20 protein-coding genes are annotated in these 18,875 nt (G+C 74.0%); 8 read left to right on the forward strand and 12 right to left on the reverse strand.

What is annotated here, in order from left to right; all coding sequences use genetic code 11:
* Window positions 1-22: 22 nt before the first annotated feature.
* From ACIP9D_RS00945 to ACIP9D_RS00955, 3 genes are all read right to left on the reverse strand, one after another.
* Entirely contained in the window at window positions 23-1,510 is a 1,488-nt protein-coding gene (locus ACIP9D_RS00945; protein ID WP_400449116.1) for an ATP-binding protein, read from the reverse strand.
* On the reverse strand, window positions 1,488-2,225 hold the full coding sequence (locus tag ACIP9D_RS00950) for a response regulator transcription factor (protein WP_350876660.1): 738 nt from the start codon (window positions 2,223-2,225) through the stop codon (window positions 1,488-1,490). Before ACIP9D_RS00950 ends, ACIP9D_RS00945 begins: the two co-directional genes overlap by 23 nt.
* Before the next feature lie 77 nt (window positions 2,226-2,302).
* Entirely contained in the window at window positions 2,303-2,533 is a 231-nt protein-coding gene (locus ACIP9D_RS00955) for a hypothetical protein (protein ID WP_350876662.1), read from the reverse strand.
* Window positions 2,534-2,746: 213 nt separating this feature from the next.
* On the opposite strand from ACIP9D_RS00955, the gene ACIP9D_RS00960 reads away from it, so the two are divergent.
* Window positions 2,747-3,700: a serine/threonine-protein kinase gene (locus ACIP9D_RS00960; RefSeq protein ID WP_350876664.1), complete on the forward strand. Its 954-nt coding sequence runs from the start codon at window positions 2,747-2,749 to the stop codon at window positions 3,698-3,700.
* A gap of 69 nt (window positions 3,701-3,769) precedes the next feature.
* Entirely contained in the window at window positions 3,770-4,195 is a 426-nt protein-coding gene (locus ACIP9D_RS00965; RefSeq protein WP_350876666.1) for an OsmC family protein, read from the forward strand.
* Window positions 4,196-4,226: 31 nt separating this feature from the next.
* Here the strand turns inward: ACIP9D_RS00965 and ACIP9D_RS00970 are convergent, their stop codons facing one another.
* Window positions 4,227-5,090: an endonuclease/exonuclease/phosphatase family protein gene (locus ACIP9D_RS00970; RefSeq protein ID WP_350876668.1), complete on the reverse strand. Its 864-nt coding sequence runs from the start codon at window positions 5,088-5,090 to the stop codon at window positions 4,227-4,229.
* Between the two features lie 309 nt (window positions 5,091-5,399).
* On the opposite strand from ACIP9D_RS00970, the gene ACIP9D_RS00975 reads away from it, so the two are divergent.
* Window positions 5,400-6,254, forward strand: a complete 855-nt coding sequence (locus ACIP9D_RS00975) for a hypothetical protein (RefSeq protein ID WP_350876670.1) — start codon at window positions 5,400-5,402, stop codon at window positions 6,252-6,254.
* Between the two features lie 18 nt (window positions 6,255-6,272).
* On the opposite strand, the gene ACIP9D_RS00980 is transcribed toward ACIP9D_RS00975, so the two are convergent.
* The 5 genes from ACIP9D_RS00980 to ACIP9D_RS01000 all read right to left on the reverse strand — a co-directional run bounded on the left by ACIP9D_RS00980 (window position 6,273) and on the right by ACIP9D_RS01000 (window position 10,743).
* On the reverse strand, window positions 6,273-6,821 hold the full coding sequence (locus ACIP9D_RS00980; protein WP_350876672.1) for an ATPase: 549 nt from the start codon (window positions 6,819-6,821) through the stop codon (window positions 6,273-6,275).
* 179 nt (window positions 6,822-7,000) lie between these two features.
* Window positions 7,001-7,447, reverse strand: a complete 447-nt coding sequence (locus tag ACIP9D_RS00985) for a response regulator (protein ID WP_350876674.1) — start codon at window positions 7,445-7,447, stop codon at window positions 7,001-7,003.
* A gap of 68 nt (window positions 7,448-7,515) precedes the next feature.
* Window positions 7,516-7,863: an STAS domain-containing protein gene (locus tag ACIP9D_RS00990; protein WP_350876676.1), complete on the reverse strand. Its 348-nt coding sequence runs from the start codon at window positions 7,861-7,863 to the stop codon at window positions 7,516-7,518.
* Window positions 7,864-7,945: 82 nt separating this feature from the next.
* Entirely contained in the window at window positions 7,946-8,983 is a 1,038-nt protein-coding gene (locus ACIP9D_RS00995) for a cobalamin-dependent protein (protein ID WP_350876678.1), read from the reverse strand.
* Complete coding sequence (locus ACIP9D_RS01000; protein ID WP_350876680.1) at window positions 8,980-10,743, reverse strand: SpoIIE family protein phosphatase; 1,764 nt, start codon at window positions 10,741-10,743, stop codon at window positions 8,980-8,982. The genes ACIP9D_RS00995 and ACIP9D_RS01000 overlap by 4 nt, the downstream gene beginning before the upstream one ends.
* A 189-nt stretch (window positions 10,744-10,932) precedes the next feature.
* Between ACIP9D_RS01000 and ACIP9D_RS01005 the strand changes: the two genes are divergently transcribed.
* Window positions 10,933-11,325 carry an STAS domain-containing protein gene (locus ACIP9D_RS01005; protein WP_350876682.1) on the forward strand — a complete coding sequence of 131 codons (393 nt, stop codon included), beginning with the start codon at window positions 10,933-10,935 and terminating at the stop codon, window positions 11,323-11,325.
* Window positions 11,326-11,381: 56 nt separating this feature from the next.
* Window positions 11,382-11,726 (forward strand): STAS domain-containing protein, encoded by a 345-nt coding sequence (locus ACIP9D_RS01010; RefSeq protein ID WP_350876684.1) that lies wholly within the window; start codon window positions 11,382-11,384, stop codon window positions 11,724-11,726.
* A gap of 73 nt (window positions 11,727-11,799) precedes the next feature.
* Here ACIP9D_RS01010 and ACIP9D_RS01015 read toward each other — a convergent pair whose 3' ends face one another.
* On the reverse strand, window positions 11,800-12,117 hold the full coding sequence (locus ACIP9D_RS01015) for a hypothetical protein (RefSeq protein ID WP_350876686.1): 318 nt from the start codon (window positions 12,115-12,117) through the stop codon (window positions 11,800-11,802).
* 202 nt (window positions 12,118-12,319) lie between these two features.
* Here ACIP9D_RS01015 and ACIP9D_RS01020 point away from each other — a divergent pair, with 202 nt between their 5' ends.
* From ACIP9D_RS01020 to ACIP9D_RS01030, 3 genes are all read left to right on the forward strand, one after another.
* Window positions 12,320-13,300 carry a DUF2267 domain-containing protein gene (locus tag ACIP9D_RS01020; protein WP_350876688.1) on the forward strand — a complete coding sequence of 327 codons (981 nt, stop codon included), beginning with the start codon at window positions 12,320-12,322 and terminating at the stop codon, window positions 13,298-13,300.
* A gap of 82 nt (window positions 13,301-13,382) precedes the next feature.
* Window positions 13,383-14,186 carry a fused MFS/spermidine synthase gene (locus ACIP9D_RS01025; RefSeq protein WP_350876691.1) on the forward strand — a complete coding sequence of 268 codons (804 nt, stop codon included), beginning with the start codon at window positions 13,383-13,385 and terminating at the stop codon, window positions 14,184-14,186.
* Between the two features lie 9 nt (window positions 14,187-14,195).
* Window positions 14,196-15,245 (forward strand): AI-2E family transporter, encoded by a 1,050-nt coding sequence (locus tag ACIP9D_RS01030; protein ID WP_350876692.1) that lies wholly within the window; start codon window positions 14,196-14,198, stop codon window positions 15,243-15,245.
* A gap of 71 nt (window positions 15,246-15,316) precedes the next feature.
* On the opposite strand, the gene ACIP9D_RS01035 is transcribed toward ACIP9D_RS01030, so the two are convergent.
* Together ACIP9D_RS01035 and ACIP9D_RS01040 are read right to left on the reverse strand one after the other, a co-directional pair.
* Window positions 15,317-16,618, reverse strand: a complete 1,302-nt coding sequence (locus tag ACIP9D_RS01035; RefSeq protein ID WP_350876694.1) for an NAD(P)/FAD-dependent oxidoreductase — start codon at window positions 16,616-16,618, stop codon at window positions 15,317-15,319.
* 40 nt (window positions 16,619-16,658) lie between these two features.
* On the reverse strand, window positions 16,659-18,809 hold the full coding sequence (locus tag ACIP9D_RS01040) for a glycogen debranching N-terminal domain-containing protein (protein WP_350876695.1): 2,151 nt from the start codon (window positions 18,807-18,809) through the stop codon (window positions 16,659-16,661).
* Between the last annotated feature and the right edge of the window lie 66 nt (window positions 18,810-18,875).

Consider the following 18,875-nt stretch of genomic DNA (forward strand, 5'->3'; position numbering starts at 1 on the left):
CTGGCCAACCCCCGTGCGCCGGCTATGCGCCGGCTGTGGGATTCGGCAGCCGCACGGTGAACACCGTCCGGCCGGGCCGGCTGTCGAGGGCCACCGCGCCGTGGTGCGCCTCCACCACTGCCGCCACGATGGCCAGGCCCAGGCCGGTGCTGCCGTGCTCGCGCGAGCGCGAGCTGTCGGCCCGGGCGAACCGTTCGAAGACCTCCGGTTGCAGCTCCGGCGGCACGCCCGGCCCGTCGTCGGCGACGCTGAGCACGGCGGCGTCCGGCTCGGCGCGCAGGGTGACGGTGACGGTGGTGCCCGGCGGGGTGTGCACCCGGGCGTTGGCCAACAGGTTCGCCAGCACCTGGTGCAGCCGGGCGGGGTCGCCGGGCACCAGGATCACCATCTCCGGCAGGTCCAGCTGCCAGCGATGGTCGGGGCCGGCCACGTGCGCGTCGCTGACCGCGTCCACCACCAGGGCGGAGAGGTCCACCGGCTCGACGGCGAGGGGCCGTCCGGAGTCGAGCCGGGCCAGCAGCAGCAGGTCGTCGACGAGGCTGGTCATCCGGGTGCTCGCCGACTCCACCCGGCGCAACGCGTGCGCGACGTCCGGCGGCACCCGGTCGCGGCCCCGGCGGGCCACCTCGGCGTACCCCCGGATCGCCGCGAGCGGCGTACGCAGCTCGTGGCTGGCGTCGGCGACGAACTGGCGGACCCGGGTCTCGTTGGCCTGCCGGGCGGCGAGGGCGGCGGCGACGTGCCCGAGCATCCGGTTCAGCGCGGCGCCGACCTGGCCCACCTCGGTACGCGGGTCGGTGTCCGGCTCGGGCACCCGCTCGGAGAGCGCCACCTCGCCCCGGTCGAGCGTCAGCTCGCTGACCCGGGCGGCGGTGGCGGCGACGCGACGCAGCGGACGCAGGGTGGCCCGGACGATCAACGCGCCGAGACCACCGGCGACGAGCAGCCCGGCGGCGGCCACCGCGGCCTGCGCGGCGACCATCCACCAGACGGTCTCCCGCACCTCGGCCAGCGGCAGCGCGACGACCTGGACCCGGCCGCTGGGCCACTGCCGGGCCACCGCGCGGTAGTCACCGCGCTGGCCCAGGTCAACCGTGCGGGGCGTACCCCCGACCGGCAGTCGGGTCAACGCCGAGACCTCGCCGACCGCGATCGCCTCACCACCGGGAAGGTTGCCGGTCTGGGTCCGGGCGGCGGTCACCTGACCGCCGGCGATGACGGCGACCACCGACCCGGGCGGCAGGCCGGGTGGGATCTCCACGCGCTCGTCCGGCGGCGCGCGCCACGGACGGTCGCCGCGACCCATCGCCGTGGGGGCCAGCTGGGCGTCGACCCGGTCGATCAGGAAGTGCCGCAGCGCCACCGTGGTGAGCCCACCGATCGCCACGCTGACCAGCGCCAGCAGGGCGACCAGGGCGAGCACCAGCCGGGTACGCAACGACCAACCGGCCAGCCGGCGGCGCAGCGCACCGGCGCGTGGCCGGGCGTCACTCGGCCGGTTTGAGGACATACCCCGCGCCGCGCAGCGTGTGGATCATCGGCTCCCGGCCGGCGTCGATCTTCTTGCGCAGGTACGAGATGTAGAGCTCGACCACGTTGGCCTGCCCGCCGAAGTCGTAGTTCCAGACCCGGTCGAGGATCTGCGCCTTGCTGAGCACCCGGCGCGGGTTGCGCATCAGGTAACGCAGCAGCTCGAACTCGGTGGCGGTGAGGGTGACCAACTGCCCGCCGCGGCGTACCTCGTGGCTGTCCTCGTCGAGGCTGAGGTCGCCGACGGTGAGCACCGCCTCCTCCCGCGCGGCGACCGCGAACCCGGAGCGGCGCAGCAGCGCCCGCAGCCGGGCGATCACCTCCTCGAGGCTGAACGGCTTGGTCACGTAGTCGTCGCCGCCCACGGTCAGCCCGGCGATCCGCTCCTCCACCGCGTCGCGGGCGGTCAGGAAGAGCACCGGGACGGTGGGCGCCTGCTCGCGCAACCGGCGCAGCACCTGGAAGCCGTCCAGGTCGGGCAGCATCACGTCGAGCACCACCGCGTCGGGCTGGAACTGCCGCGCCGTGCTCAGCGCCGCCATCCCGTTGCCGGCACTGCGCACCTGCCAGCCCTCGTAGCGCAGCGCCATCGACAGCAGGTCGGTGAGCGTCGGTTCGTCGTCGACCACCAGCACCCGGACCGGCTCACCGTCGGGGCGGCGCAGTTCGATGCGGCCCTGCGCGTCCATGATCATGCCCCCATAGTGGGCGGGTTTCCTGTGCCGCGCCCCTGCGGAACCTGTGTGCCCGCTGTGCGGCGACAACGCTGCGCCTACTCGGAGACGCCGAGCGGGTCGGTGCGCACGAAGCGCATCGTCCAGGTGCCGCTGCCGTCCGAGGTCTCGCGTTCGTAGAGGTGGTCCGGGCCGCCCTCGACCGGCCCGCCGCCGCCCCGTGGGTGCCGCATGATCCAGCGCGGCGGCGGTGCGCCGTCCGGCCCGGCGGGCAGCTCCCGGACCAGGTCATGGGCCGGCCCACCGACGAACCGTACGGTCACGCTCATCGCCGCTCCCCTCGGTGTTCAGGCCGACACCCTCGGTGACATCGACCCTGGCTGGCAAGTTACCGCACCCGCCGGACGGCCGCAGCGCCGGCACCGCGTCCCCGACCGCCGGCTGATGATCAAGGCGGTTTGCCCTGATCGGAGGCCGGGTACCGACGACCACAGACGTCCCACGGGGGATGGGCGGGCACGACGAGGACGAGGAGCCGGCAGATGCGCACGCTGGACGGGCGGTACCAGCTCGAACAGCGCATCGGCGTGGGTGGGATGTCCGAGGTGTGGCGCGCCCACGACGTGGTGCTGGACCGGCCGGTCGCGGTGAAGCTGCTCTCCCCCGGTCAGGACGGCCAGGACACCTCGGTCGAGCGCATCCGCACCGAGGCCCGCTCGGCTGCCCGGCTGGTGCACCCGAACGTGGCCAGCGTGCACGACTTCGGCACCTGCGCGACCCTGCCCGATCGCCGGATGCCGTACATCGTGATGGAACTGGCCGAGGGGGAGACGCTCGCCGCGCACCTGCGCGGCGGGCCGCTGGACTGGCGGATCGCGGTGCGGGTCTGCGCGGAGGTCTGCGCGGCGCTGGCCGCCGCGCACGCCCACGGGATCGTGCACCGTGACGTCAAGCCGGCGAACGTCATCCTCACCCCGGCCGGGGTCAAGGTGCTCGACTTCGGCATCGCCACCGCCACCGGGTCCGCGGACTGCGCGCCGGACGGGATCGTGGTGGGCACTCCGGCGTACCTCGCCCCGGAGCAGCTCGACCGGGCGCCGGCCTCGCCGGCGGCCGACATGTACGCCCTCGGCGTCCTGCTCTACTACTGCCTGACCGGGCGGCTGCCCTACCCGGCGGAGTCCGCCGGCGAGCTGCTCGTCGCGCGCCGACAGCAGCCGCCGCAGCCGTTGCCCGAGATCGACGGGCTGCCGCCGGAGGTGGTCGAGCTGTGCGCCCGCTGCCTGGCCGATGAGCCGGCCGAGCGGCCGACCAGCCTGATCGCCGCGCTGCTGCTGGCCGAGGCGGTGGACGCCCGGGTATACGTGCCGATGCACCTGCCGGCGACCCCCCGACCGCGCCGGGCGCCGGTGTCCGCGTGGACCGAGCGGGCCGCGACCGAGGCCACCGCGGCCGCACCGATGGCCGACTGGTCGGTGGCGGCCACCGAGCGCTGACCCGCCGCCGGGGCCGGTTTCACCGGGCGGGGGCCGGGTAGCCGGGCCGGTGAGGACGGGAGGAACGCGATGCCGGATCCGAGTTCCTGGCTGCACGAGGCCGCCGCGACCGCTGAGGGCGGACACGTACGCACCGACGACGGGGGGCTCTCCACCGCGCTGGCGTCCCCGCTGGCGGCGCACTGCACCGGGCTACGACCCGAACAGCTGCTCGCCGCGGCGTTCGCGTCCTGCCTGCACCACGCGGCCGTCGAGGCGGCCGGTGAGATCACCGACGAGTCGCACACGGTCCAGGTACGGGCCGAGGCGAAGCTCGGGCGCGACGACGACGGCCGGTACCGGGCGGATGTGCACGCCTCGATCGCCTCGGCGGGGCTGAGCCGGCAGCAGCTGGCTGAGCTGTGCGAGTATGCCGACCGGCTCTGGCCCTTCTCCAGTGGTGACAACAGCCGGCACCGGCTGACCGTCACGCCGGCGGAGAACGGCCGGCACTGAGCCGTACCGCCGGCGCCGCCGGCGGTCCCCGTCACCAGCGGAAGCTCGCGGTCACCGCCCGATGGTCGCTGGCCGGGGTACGCAGCACCCCCGCCGAGGTCGCCGTGAGCCCCCGGTAGAGCACGTGGTCCGGGCGGGTCACCGGGACCCGGGCGGGCCAGGTGAACCCGAGGCCCCGGCCGGCCTCGGCCTGCGCGTCGGCGAGCAGCCGGGCCAGCGGCGCGAAGACCCGGTCGGTGCTCGCCGTGTTCAGGTCGCCGAGGACGACCAGGCGCGGGGCCGGGTCCGCGCGCACCCGGGCGGCCAGCTCGGCGACCGTCTGGTCGCGCACGGCGGTGTCGCCGGCCCGCGCCGAGCCGAGGTGGACCACGTAGACCGTGAGGTCACCGGTCGGAGTGGCGACCACGGCGCGCAACGCCCGGGTCCAGCCGAGGCCGGTGTCCACCCCGGCCCGCTCCCGGATGGGGTAGCGGCTGTAGAGCGCGACCGTGGACACGGCCGCCCGGTGCGGGTGGCTCTCGCGCAGCGCGCCGGTCACCCGCTCGTCGTCGGCGACCTCCTGCAGGGCGATCAGCTCGGCGCGGGCCGCGGCGAGGGCGCGCACGGTGGCCGCCGGGTCCGGGTTGCCGGCGCGCAGGTTCTGGCTGGCGACCCGCAGGCCGGCACTGCCGCCCGCCGAGCTCGGCCGCAGCCAGGCGCCGGCGTAGAGCGCCGCCCAGACGGTGGCGGGCAGCAGCACCGCGATCAGCGCGAGGCGCGAGCGGCGCAGCAGCGCGGCCAGGGCGAGCAGCGGCACGCCGATTCCGAGCAGCGGGGTCACGCTGTCCAGCAGACTGCCCAGCCCGTGAACGTTGGGCACCGCACGGTGCCCGGCCAGCACCGCGGCGAGCAGCACCGCCGCCGCGGCCAGCAGGCCACCGCGGCGGCGGCGCGGCCCGCCCGACCCAACCCCTGATCCACCGTACGGACGAACACGCCCTCGGCCGTTCAGGGGAGGAGCGGTGAAGCGACGTACCACTCGACCAAGATCACCCATCTGTCCCGCTCAGGCTGACGTTTCGGTAATAACCGTAATACCCGTTCTGAGCGCTTGGTCACCTTCGTTGAACGCTGGGGGCAATTACACCCCCGATGGTGGCAAATTGTGACGCATGCCACCAACCAGGCGGATGGCAAGACGCCATCGACTTTCTAGCCTCGGCGGGTGCATCCCGACGACCCCTCCGACCAGAACCTGCCCGCTGCCGACCAGGCGAACCGTCCCGCCGACCCCGCATCCACCGAACGGACGATCGGTCGGCATCGCGTCGCCGAGCCGCAGCGGCGCGGCCCCCGGGCGCTGCTGACGTCCACCCCCGTGCGGGTCGCCCTCGCCACCGGCGTCACCTGCTGCCTCGGCTTCGCCGGATACGCCGCCACCCGGGCCGGGACCGGCGACCAGGGCGCGCCGCTGGCCGAGGCGGTGGCGGACCGGGCCGCGCTGGCCGACGAGCGCGCCTCCCGATCGCTGGAGCGCACCGCGTCCCCCACCCCGGCCAGTCCCAGCGCCAGTCCCAGCCCCACCGTGAAGCCCAGCCCCACGGTCACCCGCAAGGCGCCGAAGAAGCCCAAGAAGCCGAGCCGGCCCCGACCGGTCGCCGGGCTCACCCAGGTGCAGATGGACAACGCGAAGGTGATCGTCGACGTCGGCCGCAAGCTCGACGTGCCCAAGCAGGGCATGATCATCGCGGTCGCCACGGCGATGCAGGAGAGCACCCTGCTGAACTACGCCAGCGGCGTGCTGCCCGAGTCGCAGGACTACCCGCACCAGGCCATCGGCTGGGACCACGACTCCGTCGGGCTCTTCCAGCAGCGGCCCAGCAGCGGCTGGGGCACCGTCGCCGAGCTGATGCGCCCCGCGTTCGCGGCGCAGGCCTTCTACCTCGCGCTGCTCAAGATCCCCGGCTGGCAGGACATGAGTCTGACCATGGCGGCCCAGTCCGTGCAGGTCTCCGCGTTCCCCGACGCGTACGCCCAGCACGAGGAGCGGGCGACCACCGTGGTCGAGGCGCTCACCTGAGCCGAGGCGTCGCGGGGGTCAGCGCACCCGGGCCCCGTCACGCCCACCCGGTGGCTCCACCGCCGGCCCACCGGCGGCCACCCGGGTCGCGGGCACCCCGCTCGTACCGGCCGCCGCCGTCGGGGTGTCGGCGGGCACCGGCTCGACGCTCACCCCGCTGAGGATCTCGTCCGCCCGCTCCTCCCGCCGCCGACGGGCGTACAGCGCCGCCTCGAAGTCCCGGCGCGCCTGCACCGCCTCGGCGTACGCCTGCTCGCGGAGTTGCCGGGCCTCCTCGCGGGCCGCGTCCAGCTCGATCCGGGCCCGGGCCAGGATCTCGGTCGCCTCCCGCTCGATCCCACCCGCGTTGCGCCCCACCACCGCCGCGTCGTCCAGGTCGAGCCGCCGCAGCAGACCGCAGAGCCCGCCCGCCTCCTGTCGGATCCGGTCCCACTCCCGACCGGCGCCCGCAACGCCCGCGACGCCCTCCGCCAGCGCCGCGAGCCGGGTCAACCGGACTCCCAGCTCGTCCAGGCAGGAATCGACCTGCCGCTGGTCGTAGCCGATCTCAACGACGGAGAACCTCATACTCTCGCCCCCAGGCAGCTGGTAATTCTTCCCCACCTGGATCCTCGACCGCTCGGTGCGGTCTCGCGGAGGTTCGGGAAAAATGTTCAGCATCCGGGCGGCCAGCGCGTCCGTGCGTGCCGATCGGCCGTCACCGGCGCCCCGAGGTGGACAATGCCGCCCGCGGCCGGCAGAAGCGCTCAGGAGCGCTTGGGAAGCACGACCACCCGGCCGAAGAACTCGTCGATCCGGTGCACCACGTCGTTGAAGTCGTCCAGGTCGATCGGCTTGGTGACGTACGCGTTGGCCTGCAGCGTGTAGCTGCCCACGATGTCGGTGTCGGCGTTCGAGGTGGTCAGCACGACGATCGGGATGGTGCGCAGGTCCTCGTCCTGCTTGACCTCGCCGAGCACCTGCCGCCCGTCCTTGCGCGGCATGTTCAGGTCGAGCAGGATCACGTCGGGCCGGACCGCGTCGGCGTGGCGCCCCTCGCGGCGGAGGAACTCCATCGCCTCCTCGCCGTCGCTCACCACGTCGATGACCTTGTCGACGTCGGATTCCCCGAGCGCCTCCTCGATCATGAGCACGTCGCCCGGGTCGTCGTCCACCACGAGAATGCGGACCGGGTTCGGGCTGTCTGCGCCCATGAGCTACCTGCCTCGGGTCGGCGGGAACGGGACTACGCGGTCACGTGCTGGCGGGGAAATCTAGCCCATCACGGGACGATCTGCGAGGCCGGGTCGGCGTTGTCCGGTTCGTAGCTCAGCACCTCGGCCAGACCGGTGAGGCGGAGCACCCGCTCCACCCGGCCACTGGCCCCGGTCACCCGCAGCCACCCGCCGTCGGCGGCTGCCTGGTTGTCCCCTCGGACGAAGGCGGCGATACCGGTCGAGTCGCAGAAGCTCAGCTCGCTGAGGTCCACCAGCAGGCGGCGCTCGCCGGCCGCGGTGAGCCGGTCGATCGCGGCGTTGAGCTGCGGCGCGGTGCTCATGTCCAGCTCCCCGGCGAGGCGCAGGTAGGCGCCGCCACCGTCGCGGTCGGCGTACGTGACGGTGAAGGTCACCGTGCTCCTCCTCGCTCCCCGCAGTCAGGACGTTTGCAGTGGAGCAAGTATAAGCAGGGCGCGAGGCGGGCTCATCGCCGCGTCAGCCGTCCGCCGCACCCACCAGAACCCGGCTCCGACCCAGGTAACCGGCCGCACGCGGGTAGTCACGCAGCACCCGGCCGTAGTGCTCCAGGGTCAGCCCGATCGCGGCGGCCGGCACCCCCCGGTGGGTCAGGATGGCAACCAGCCACTCGACGAACTCGGTGAACAGCGAGGCGTCGTCCACATAGAGCGCCGCGCCCAGGAAGTCCACGATGTAGCCGAGGTCGCTGACCGTCGAGTCGAGCTGCGCCGGCGTGTAGGACCGGGTGGCCGGCACCCGGTCCCGCAGGTCGGCCAGCGCGCCGTCGATCAGCTCGGCACGCCGCCGGACCAGACTCGGGTACTCGTCGTCGGCCAGGTGGGACAGCTGGGCCGGCGGGACCCGGCGCAGCGCCCTCTCGTCGGCGATCAGGTCGGCGGCCGCCGGAGCGTCCGGGGACCACGCCACCCCGAGCCGGCGGGCCCAGCGGCCGTCGACGCCGAAACCCCGCCCACCGACCACCACCGGCACGTCGGAGCGACGACACGCCTCGATCATCCGATGCGCGTGCGGCAGTCGCATCGGCAGCGCACAGGCCAGCGCGACCGCGTGCGCGTCGTACCGGTGCAGATAAGACACCAGGTGCGCGGCCGGGACGCTGGCCCCGAGGAAGGTGACCTGCCAGCCACGCAGCCGGAGCACCTCGGCGACCAGCCGGGGCGGAAGGGCGTGCCACTCACCGTCCATGCACGCCACCACGATCCGGCCGCGCGTCGGCCGCGGGTTGGCGTGCCCGGCGACGGCGGCCACCACCCGCTCGCTGATGTGGGTCGCGGCATGCTCCTGGGCGACGCTCCACTCGTTACGCGCCCAGCGCTCCCCCACCTCAGCCTGCGCGGGCGCCACCAGATCCAGCAGTACGCGCTCGGCGGGCACGCCGCGCTCCAGCAGGCCCAACGCCAGCTCGATCGCGGCGTACTCGTCGGCCTCGGCGAGGCTGTCGAGGTAGCCGGGGTAGGCGTGGGCCGGGCCCGCCTCGGTCGCCGGTGCGCTCACGGTCGACTCTCCCCTGCCGCGTTCGGTCCGCCGGGGGCGGGCACCGAGTGCAGGTGGCGGGACGCCCGGCCGGACGGGCCGACCGCGCGCAACGCCAGCACCGCGATGTCGTCGTGGTCACCGTGCCCCAGCCAGTCGCAGGTGACCTGCTCGATCCGCTCGGCCAGGGCGGGCGCCGGCATGCGGTGACAGCCGGCCAGCGTGTTGACCAGCCGCTCCGGCCCGAACTGCTCGTCACCGTGGCGACCACCGCGGGCCTCGGTCACGCCGTCGCTGTAGAGCAGGCACGTCTCGCCGGGCGCCAGCCGCACGGTCACCTCGCCGACCCGCGGATCCGGGACCACCCCGATCAGCATGCCGCGCAGCGGCACCGTCTCGACCTCGCCGGTGCCGCGCAGCACCAGCGGCGGCAGGTGCCCACCGCCGGCCATGGTGAGGGTCAGTCCGCCGTCGCGGTGCGGGCGGACCACCCCGAGCACCAGGGTGGCGAAGCGGCCCTGCCCGTGCGCCTGGGTCGTCTCCAGCAAGGCGTCGTTGAGCAGACCGAGCAACCGGCTCGGCTGCGACTCGACGCGGTGCAGCGCATGCAGGCACTGCCGCAGCTGGCCGGTGAAGACGGCCGCCTCCACCCCCTTGCCGGAGACGTCACCGAGGAAGAACACCGAGCCGCCGTCGGGCAGCCGGTGCGAGCCGTAGAAGTCGCCGCCGATGCGCAGCCCCGCCTGGGCGGGCCGGTAGGCGGTGCCCCACTGCACACCGGCGGCCTCCGCCGGCTCCACCGGGAGCAGGCTGGCCTGCAGCGTGTCGGCGACCTCGGCCTGGTCGCGGTAGAGCAGCGCCGTGGTCAGCGCGGCGCCGCCCCGCGACGCGAACGCCCGGAGCAGGTCGACGTCGGCCTCGTCGTACCAGCGGGAGGCCCGGCGGGCGACCAGCAGCACTCCGGCCGGAGCGTCCGTGCCGGGCAGCGGCACCACCCGGGCATCGGCCTCGGGTGCCGCCAGGCCGGGCAGCCAGCCGGCCTCGGCCGCCTGCTCGACCAGCCAGTCGACCGCGTGCGGTTCGACCCCGGCCAGCCCTTCCGCGATCGCCGCGGGCAGGTCGGGCCCGGCCAGCACACCGCTGTCCACCACCGGCGTCTCGTCGTCGGCCCGGGAGGCCCGCCACCAGCGGGCCCGTCCGGCGCGTGGGGCGAGCACCAGCACCGCCACGTCGGCGAGGGTGGGCACGGCGAGGCGGACCACCGCCGCCGAGGCGCGGTCCGGGTGCAGCGGGTTGCCGAGCTTCTCCCCCACCACGGCCAGGAAGGCCGAGCGGGCGCGCTCGGCGAGCAGGGCGTCGGCGCGGCTCACGCTCTCCGTGAAGTCCTCGACGTACCAGCAGCAGCGGCCGCCGGAGAGCGGCACCTGTCGGGCCTTCAGCCGACGGGACCGGTGCGCGAAGCCGGCGGGATCGGGTTCACCGACCAGGCCGGGCAGGCCGGCAGCGGCGAGCGGGACACCGGGCACGACCTCCGGCAACAGGCGTTCGGCCACCGGGCTGACCTGCCGTACGACGCCGTCGGCGTCGCAGACGATCAGACCCTCCCGGAAGTGCTCGACGACCTCGGACCACTCGGCGGCGAGTGGCCGGTCGCGGGCCAGCGGCGGCAGCACACGTGGGGGACGGCCGGACACTGGCGTCCGCGCCGAGGCCCGTACGCCACTCGGCGTGGAGATCCGCCCGTCGCCCGGGTCGAAGCCCCTGACGTCGGCAGCAGTCACCAGCTAAGCCCCACTCCTCGTCGTCGCGCAGCCCGCCGGGAACCGGCGTTCACGGTCAAATCCCACGGTCCACCCTACGCCGGTGTGTACGAACCGCCACCCCAGCGCCGTGCAGGCCGGCCGTCGGCCACCGGGCGGCGGCCGTCCGGGATTGTTACGATCCGGGCGACAGACAGCCTGCGGAGAGGCGTGAGTGTGACATTCCACGGGCGGACACCCGAGCCGGCACCGCTGAGCTTCTCCGTCGACCGGTCGGATCCGCAGGCGCCACTGATCCGGGTCGGCGGCGACCTGGCCTACGCCACCACCGCCCCGCTGCGCGAGGAGATCGGGCGCGTCCTCGCCGACGCCCCGTCGGTGATCGTCCTGGACTTCGCCGACCTGCTCTTCATCGACAGCACCGGCCTCGCCGTGATCGTCTACGCCTGGCGCACCGGCCAGGACGGGGGCACCAGCATCGAGCTGCGCGCAGTCCCCCGCTTCCTGGCCGCGATCCTCGACCTGACCGGCGTCACGGGCCTGCTCGCCCGGCCCGCTACGCAGACCCGGGCAGCGCCGCACCGACCGGCCGCCAGCGCCTGACCGCCACCGGCCGCCCCCACTTTGCGGTACGGCGCAGGGCTGCGAACATAGGTGACGTGCCCGCGCAGTTGTTGACCATCGAGGTGAGCCGGCTCGACGCCGCAACCGCCCGGCTGACGCTCACCGGTGACCTGGACTTCGACACCGCGCCGCAGCTCATCTCGGCCGCCGCCGAGCTGCGCCAGCAAGGCTGCCAGCAGCTGGTGATCGACCTGAGCCGGGTCGACCTCTGCGACTCCTCCGGGCTGAGCGCGTTCCTCGTGGCGCACCGCGCCGGCACCAACCCGATCCGGCTGACCGGGGTCAGCCCACAGCTCCAGCAGCTGCTGGACCGCACCGGCCTCGCCGAGCTGCTGGCCGTGGCGCGGGCGTCCGACGGCGAACTGCGGGCCATCGGCTGACCGACCGGGCCGAGCCCGGTCAGACGGGGTGGCCCCCGACCCTGGGACCAGGGGTCGGGGGCCGGAACAGGGTCTACTGCGCGGTGACCGGTTGCAGTCGCGGCCCGTCGGCGCGCCGCTCGGTGGCCGACAGCGGCGGCTCGGCATCCTCGGGTGGCCCGGAATCCGGCGTCTGGAACAGATAACGGACGAACTCCCCACCGGCCTCGTTGTCGTCCGCTCCGGGCCACTGGCCGATGCAGTCGACGCCGATCACCTCACGGCCGGTGCCGTCGGCCTCCTCCAGCAGTGCCCAGAGGCTCACCGGGTAGCAGCGGGTGGCCTCGGGTGTGAGGCGCCAGCGGGCGTACCAACCCGGCCGGGCCGGGACGATCTCGACGATCCGCTTCATGTCGACCTTCCTTCCGCGTACCTCGGAAGAACTCCGGTCCTCAGCTGATCGTGCGGGCCGGACGGGTGAGCGCCCCTCACCCGCGCCGGATGAAGCCGCCGGCCCGGCGCGCCGGGCCCGGGCGGCGGCGCCCGTTACCTTCCCGGCGGCGCCGGGAAGGCGACCGGCGGAACCACGGATCCCCAGCGGAAGGGGTGTCACCATGCGCAAGCAGATGGAGGGCGACAACCAACGCCGCCGAGCGCTCGCGCGGCAGGCCCGCGAACAGGGCCGCCAACCCAGCGAGACGGGCGTCAGCCTGAGCGCCTCCAAGCAGCTCACTCACCTCGACCAGGGCAAGCGCGCCGGGCCGCCGCCGGCCGGCAGCCGACACAAGCCGGACCCGGCCCGAGGCGGACCGTCCCCGCCGCAGACCGGCACACCGGCGAATCCCCGGCCACAACTGGCACCCGGGGTGAACGCGGGCGGAACCGAGTCGATGGGTTATCAGGACCTCGTCGAGGACGTCCGGCGCCGCTCCGGTGTCGACTTCCGGACGGCCAAGGTGGGGGCCGAGGCGACGGTGCTGGTCCTGGCGTTCGCGCTGGACGAGGGCGCCCGCCGTCGGCTGCTCTCGGCGGTGCCCCAGTCGCTGCACGACGTGGTGCCGATCGACGGCATCGAGCGCCGGCATGATCTGCCCGGCTTCCTGGCCGAGGTGGGCCGGATCAGCGGCAACACCCCGGAGCAGGCCCGCTACCAGGTCGAGGCGACGCTCGCGGCGCTCGCCGCGGCCGACGGCGACCTGATCGAGTCGTTGAACGTCCCGGACGACCTGCGCGAGTTGCTGCAACCGCCGGCCGTCGGCGGCGGTGTGGTCGGCGCGAGCACCTCGACGCCTCCGCTCACCGAGGCGGAACTGGCGGCGGCGCTCGACGACATGCCCTACTGGTCCGGCGACAACACCCAGCTGTACCGGGTCATCGCGCTGCCCCCGGACAACCTCGACCGGGTGCTGGATCGCATCGAGCAGCTCCGGCAGGAGACCGGACGGGTGCCGACGATCGGCCGGCCCGGCCCGACCGCGGCCGTGCTGACCGTACGGTCCCGGCAGGCCGACGCGGTCACCGCGCTGGACCTCGACCTCGCCCGGCGGATCGACGCCGCGATCGACGAGGCCGGCGCCGGGATGGCCGGCGGCTGACGGCGCGGGACCGGTGGGCCACCACCCCGGCCCGCCGGTCCCACCGCCGGCGCCCCGCCGGTGACCGGCTACCGTGCCCGCCATGGAATCCGCCGCCGACCGGCTTGAGCTGGTCGCCGACCCGGCGCGGCGGACCGGGCGGCTGCTGCTCGCCGGCGGCGTCGAACAGTCCTACGTGGACATCGCTGACCCCCGCTACCTGCACTTCGAGTACGTGCGGCGGATGGCCGCGGTGGCCGACCTGGCGGCGACCGGGGGCACCCCGCTCTCCGCGCTGCACCTGGGCGGCGGCGCGCTGACCCTGCCCCGCTATCTGGCCGCCAGCCGGCCGGGCTCGGCACAACTGGTCGTCGAGCGGGACGAGGCGGTGGTCGAACTGGTCAGCCGGGAGCTGCCGGCCCTCCCGCCCGAGGTACGCGTCGAACTCTCCGACGCCCGCGCCGCGGTCACCACCGCCCCCGCCGGGCAGTACGACCTGGTGCTCGCCGACATCTACCGGGCGGCCCGGATGCCCGGTCACGTCCGCACCGTCGAGTTCGCCGCCGAGGTGGCCCGCACGCTGCGGCCGGACGGCATCCACCTGGTGAACCTCACCGACCTGCCGCCGCTGGTGAGCACCCGGGTACACGTGGCCACCCTGCGCGCGGTCTTCGCCGACGTCTGCCTGGTCGCCGACCGGCGGATGCTGCGCGGTCGGCGATACGGCAACGTGGTGCTCGCCGCCGCGCTGCGCCCGGACCGGTTGCCGGTCGCCCGGCTGGCGACGGCCGCCGCCCGCGACCGGGTGCCCGGCGGCGTGCTGCACGGAAAGGCGCTGGACGACTTCGTGGTCGGCGCCCGGCCGGCCACCGACACCGACGGGTTTCCAAGGCCGCCGCGCGGGTAGCCGCGCCGGATGAGCAACGCCGACGACCGGACGACGGCCCGCCGGACGCTGATCGTCATCGGGCTGGCGCTGGCGACCGTGCTCGCGCTGGCCCTGGTGTACGCCACCCGCCGGGTGTTGGTCTGGATCGTCGTCGCGGCGTTCTTCGCCGTCGCGCTCAAGCCCCTCGTCGACCGGCTGCAACGGTGGCGGGTCCGGCACCGCGCGCTGGCCACGCTGCTGGTCTTCGTGGCCACCTTCATCGTGCTCGCGGCGCTCGCCGCGGTGATCATCGCTCCGCTCGTCGACGAGCTGAGCCGGTTCGCCGAGCGCGCCCCGGAGCTGCTGCGCGACGCCCGAGCCGGGCGCGGCCCGGTGGGGCGGCTGCTCGACCGGGTCGGGCTGCGGGACTATCTGGCGAACCACTCCGACCAGCTCCGCCAGTACGGCGAGCGGCTGCGCACCCCGGCGGTCGGGGTGCTGCGCGGTGTGGTGGAAGGCGTCGCCGGCCTGGTGACGGTGATCGTGCTGGCGTACCTGATGGTGCTGGAGTCGCCGCGGATCACCGGCGCGGTGCTGGCCGCGGGTGGGGACGCCCGGGCGGAGCGGTGGCGGCGGATCGGCCGGGAGATCTCCCGCACGGTCACCGGCTACCTCACCGGCAACCTGCTGATCAGTGTCATCTGCGGCCTGCTGACCTTCCTGGTGCTGCTGGTGACCGGGGTGCCGTTCGCCGCGGTGATCGCCCTGCTGGTCGCGATCGCCGACCTCATCCCCCTGGTCGGCGCGACCCTCGGCGCGGTCATCGCGGCCGGGGCCGGGTTCCTGCACTCGCCGACCGCCGGCATCGTGGTGCTGGTCTTCTTCGTGGTCTACCAGCAGTTCGAGAACCACGTGCTCCAGCCGATCATCCTGGCCCGGGCGGTCCGACTCAACCCGCTGACCGTGCTGGTCAGCGTGCTGCTCGCGGCCAATCTGGCCGGCCTGGTCGGGGCGCTGCTGGCCATCCCGGCTGCGGGCATCGTGCAGATCCTGCTGCGCGAGTACGCCCCGATCCGCCGTCCCCCACCGCCGGCCTGACGGCCCCGCCGCCCGCCTGACGGCACGGAAAACGGGTGGCCGCTCGGCCACCCGTACCGTTGTGCGGTCGCTCAGCGACCTCGGACGACAACCTCGGGGGTGGTGCTCTCCAGCGGCACCGCGTTCGCCGGGACCAGGCCGAGCTGCACGGCCGGGCGGGGCAGGGTCGCGTCGAGCACCCAGTCGGCGCTGACCCGCGCCCGGTTGCCCGGCATGGCCAGCAGGTGGTAGCCGCGGGTGACCGCCTTCGCCGGCAGGCCGGCCAGGTTGAGCTGCAGCGGGTTCGCCGCCGCGTCCTTGCCACCCAGGTCGACCACCCAACCCAGGTCGTGGTGCTTGTACGGCCGGCGGCGGCCCTTGCCGTAGGAGGCGGCGATGTTGTGCGCGGCCAGCTTGCCCTGCCGCTGGGCGTGCTGCGCGGTCATCGCACACACCTGCCCGGGGCGGGTCACGTCGGGCACCGCCGCCGCGTCGCCGCAGGCGTACACCTCCGGGAAGCCGGGCACGGTCAGGTACTCGTCGACCACCAGCCGGCCCCGCTCGGTGCGCAGGCCCAGCTCGGCCACGAACGGGTCGGGGCGTACCCCGACGCACCAGACCAGCGAGCAGGTCGGGACGTAGTCGCCGTCGGTGAGCTTGACGCCGTCCGCGGTGGCCTCGGCGACCGACGTGCCCATCCGCACGTCCACGCCGCGTCGTTCGAGCACCCGGTGCGCGGTGTCCGACATCCGCTTGTCCAGCTCGGGCAGCACCCGGGGCGCCACGTCGAGCAGCATCCACCGGGGGCGCACGGTGAGCCGGGGCCGTTGGGCGTGCAGCGCGTCGGTGAAGAGCTGCCCGTGCGCGGCCACCTCGGTCCCGGTGTAGCCGGCGCCCACCACCACGAAGGTGGACCGGGCCTGCTGCTCCGCCGGGTCCTCGGCCTGCTCGGCCAGCTCGATCTGGCGGACCACGTGGTCGTGCAGGTAGAGCGCCTCGGGCAGGCCCCGGAAGCCGTGGGCGTACTCGGTCACGCCGGGGATCGGCAGCAGCTTGTTGACGCTGCCGACGGCGAGGATCAGCCGGTCGTACGCGAGCCGGTTGCGGTCCCCCTCCGGCTGGGTGAAGCCGACCCACCGGTTCTGCAGGTCCACCTCGTCGGCCTCACCGATCACCACCCGGACCCCGCGCAGCGTGCCGGTGAGCGGCACCGAGATCCGGGTCGGCTCGACCACGCCGGCCGCCACCTCGGGCAGCAGCGGCAGATAGAGGAAGTAGTCGGTCGAGTTCAGCACCACGATCTCGGCGCGGTTGCCGGCCAGCCGGCTCAACGTCTTCGCCGCGTGGTAACCGGCGAACCCGGCCCCCACGATCACCACACGAGGTTTCGTCATTGCGGACCCGTTCCCGCCGAAAGCCGGGACAAACGTGGCCTCAGCCGGGCGAGAGCCGGACGTAGCCGGTGTTGCCGACCGCCTCCAGCTCCCAGCGGTGGCCGAAGGCCCGGACCCGTTCGGCGCTGATCCGGCCCAGCTCGGCAGGGATGTCCGGGTCGATCAGCAGCTTGCCGTCGACCGGCTCCAGGCCGAGCATCGCCCGGACCAGGGCCAGCGGGGTGCCGGTGGCCCATGCCTGCGGGCTGCACGCGGTCGGGTACGCCACCGGACGGATGACCCGGGACCGGGGGAAACCGGCCAGCGCCTCGGGCAGCCGGTAGCCGAACTGCTCGGCCGCCGCCAGCAGCGCCAGGCTGATCTGGTTCGCCTCCGCCCGAAAGCCGTACCGGGCGAGGCCGAGCACCGCCAGCGAGTTGTCGTGCGGCCAGACGGTGCCGAGGTGGTAGCCGATGGCGTTGTACCGCCGCTCCTCCCGGGACAGGGTGCGGATGCCCCAGCCGGAGAACATGTCGTCCGCCATCAGCTGCCGGACCACGGCGTCGGCCCGCTCGGGCGGCACGATGCCGCTCCAGAGCAGGTGCCCCATGTTCGAGGTCTTCGAGTCGATCGGGTTCTTGTCGGCGTCCAGCCCGACGGCGTAAAAGCCCCCCCGTTCCTCGATCCAGAAGTCCCGGTTGAACCGTTCGTACAGCTGGGCCGCGTCGCTACGCAGCCGCTGGGCCAGCTCCGGGTCGGCGAGCGGCCCGTCGGCCAGCTCGGCCAGCCGCAGCTTCGCGTCGTAGGCGTAGCCCTGCAGGTCACTGGTGGCGATGGGCAGCTCCGGGATGCCGCCGCCGGCGAAGCAGACACCGTCGGGCGAGTCCCGCCAGCACTGGTTGCCCAGCCCCTCCGGCGAGCGGGTGGCGTACTCCACGTAGCCGTCGCCGTCCCGGTCGCCGTAGTGGTCGATCCAGTGCAGCGCCGCGAGCGCGTGTTCGCGCAGGAACCGGACGGTCTCGTCGTCCCGGGTCCACCGCCAGTACTCCGAGAGAAGGATCAGCCAGAGCTGGGTGGCGTCCGCCGTGCCGTAGTTCGGTCCGTACGGCTTCTGCCCGGTGCGGGTCAGCTCGCCGCTGCGCACCTCGTGCATGATCTTGCCTGGCTCCTCGTCGGTGAAGTCGTCGCAGGTCTCGCCCTGCAACCGGGCCAGCGCCAGCAGGGCCCCACGAGCCAGCGTGGGGCCGGCGATCAGAGTCTGGTAGGCGGTGATCAGCGTGTCCCGGCCGAAGACGGTGAGGAACCAGGGCAGCCCTGCCCCGGGCAGCATGATCCGCTGGCCCTTGACCTCCAGGTCGAGCCGGAGCGCCGCCAGGTCGTCGCGGGACTGGCGCACCGTCCGTTCCAGCGCGTCGTTGTCGCTGCGCAGCACCGCCCGCTCCTCCGCCCACCGGCGCAGCGGGTCGTCGGCCCGGCGGTGGATCACGTCGGCGATGTCGCCACGGACCGGCTCCACCACCCCCATCCCGGGCGGCAACGGCACGTGCAGGTCGAGCTCCCACTCCTGCTGCGGTTGGAGGGTGAACGTCCACACCAACTCGTCACCCTCGACCCGGTCCGCCCGCGTCTGCGCGCACACCCGGGTCTGCGCGGCGAACCCGTCACGCTCGTAGCAGAAGCAGAGCTCGGAGCCGTCGGCGGCGTGCCGGCGGACGATCCGCGACGACCGGTCGCGGACCCCCGACTTGACCTCGAACAGGTCGGCGAAGTCGGCGTCGACGGCGAGCCGCAGCTCGACCTGGACCGACTCGGGTGAGAACGAGATCATCGTGACCCGTTCGTGGAAGCCGTCACCGACGTAACGCAACCGACGGACCCCCAGGCTGTTCACCGGCAGACCGGGCAGGTCGGGGTTGGTCAGCACGTACTGCGCCGAGTAGTGGTCGATCGTGTCCGAAGCCAGCTCCAGCAGCCGGCCCCCGTTGACCGACAGCACCCAGCCGCTGATCAGCCGGGTGTCCAGGTGCACCAGCCCGCCGATGCTTCCCGGCGGCACGTCGCCGACCGGGTCGGAGTACATGAAGGTGGGGCCGCTCAGCACGGCCATCGAGTTCGGGCCCAGCTCGGGCGGCATCGCCCGCTGGTCACCGCTCTCGCCTGCGGTGACCGCGCCGGGCATGGGGTCCGCGGGCGTCGGGCGTGCGGCAGCCATCCCTCCACGGTAGGAAGCAGCGGCGGGGCCGGCATCACCCGCACCGGGTGAAACCTCAGCCCATCC

Source organism: Micromonospora sp. NPDC093243, from assembly GCF_044753725.1.
Lineage (GTDB): Bacteria > Actinomycetota > Actinomycetes > Mycobacteriales > Micromonosporaceae > Micromonospora.